At 60.9% G+C, this 1,294-nt stretch carries 1 protein-coding gene; it reads left to right on the forward strand.

The window, feature by feature from the left end:
- Window positions 1-204: 204 nt before the first annotated feature.
- Window positions 205-1,294 (forward strand): DUF2254 domain-containing protein (locus tag ACZY0B_RS27505; RefSeq protein ID WP_463767380.1); only part of this gene is annotated, 1,090 nt, incomplete at its 3' end.

The following is a 1,294-nucleotide window of genomic DNA, read 5'->3' on the forward strand; positions in this document are numbered from 1 at the left end:
ATGTACGCCTTCCGCACGAAGCACGCTTTGATCTACACAGCATCCATACGCGCATTCCGCAGACATTTACGGAACTTTTTCGACCAGTGAACCCAGGCTGGCATTTACCAGCTGGAATTTGCGTTTATCGGGGCTGGTCAGTTAGATATCCGCCGTGGGAGTGAACGCTGCGCTGTGCGTTCCACAGCGGCCGCGCATGATGTGATGCCAAGCCCGCGTCTGGTGTGGCCGGACTGGCGGCGAGAAGAGCTGCGCACCAATTTGTGGTTGGTTCCGGCGGTGGTGATCCTCGGAGCGATCGGCCTTTTCGCGTTGACGCTCGGGTTGGACCGGGCGGCTTACCGTGGTGAAGTCCGGCCTCCGGGGTGGGTGATCAGCGGCACGGCCGATGCCGCGCGTCAGATTTTGACCTCTATTGCGGCGTCGGTGATCACCGTCGTCGGCATCGTCTTTTCAATCACAATCGTGACCTTGACGCTCGCGTCGACGCAGTTCGGTCCGCGGATGCTGCGAAACTTCATCCGCGACCGCGGCACCCAGCTCACGCTGGGAGCATTCGTGGCAACGTTCGTGTATTGCATCGTGACGCTGGTGTCGATCGGACTCGGAGATCGTGGCGAATTCGTGCCCCACATCTCGATCACAACTGCTTTCGGCCTGGTTCTCATCGATGTCATGGTCCTGATCTACTTCATTCACCACATCGCCACCCAGATCCAGCTACCGCAGGTAATTGCCGGTATCGCCAAAGATCTGGCTCGTGCCGTGGCGGTACAGAGTGAGGACCAACCGAAATTCGCGACGCGAAATCCTGCGGATGGCCCTTCGATCGATGAACTGCTCGGCAGGATTGAAACCGCCGGCAGCGTCATCCCCACTCCCAAAAGCGGCTATCTGCAATTCATCCGGCATCAGACGCTGGTCCGCGTCGCCGCCCAAGCCGACGCGGTGATCCGGCTCCCTTATCGCCCGGGACACTTCCTCGTTGAAGGCCGTGAGCTGGCCAGCGTGTGGCCTGCGACCGCCGCCGAGCAAGTGGCCGCTTATCTGGCGCGGGCTCAGGCAACCGGGCCGCACCGTACGCTGACCCAGGACGTCGCCTTCGGCGTCGATCAGCTCGTCGAGATCGCGATCCGGGCACTATCGCCGGCCGTCAACGACACGTTCACCGCACTGACGTGCATCGACTGGCTCGGCGACTGTTTGTGCAAGATCGCACCGATATGGGCGCCGACCCAAGTTCATCGCGACCGTCGCGGAGTCATTCGTGTTATCTCCGATCAAGTGAGCTACG

This window comes from Mycobacterium sp. IDUB_19 (assembly GCF_055419445.1).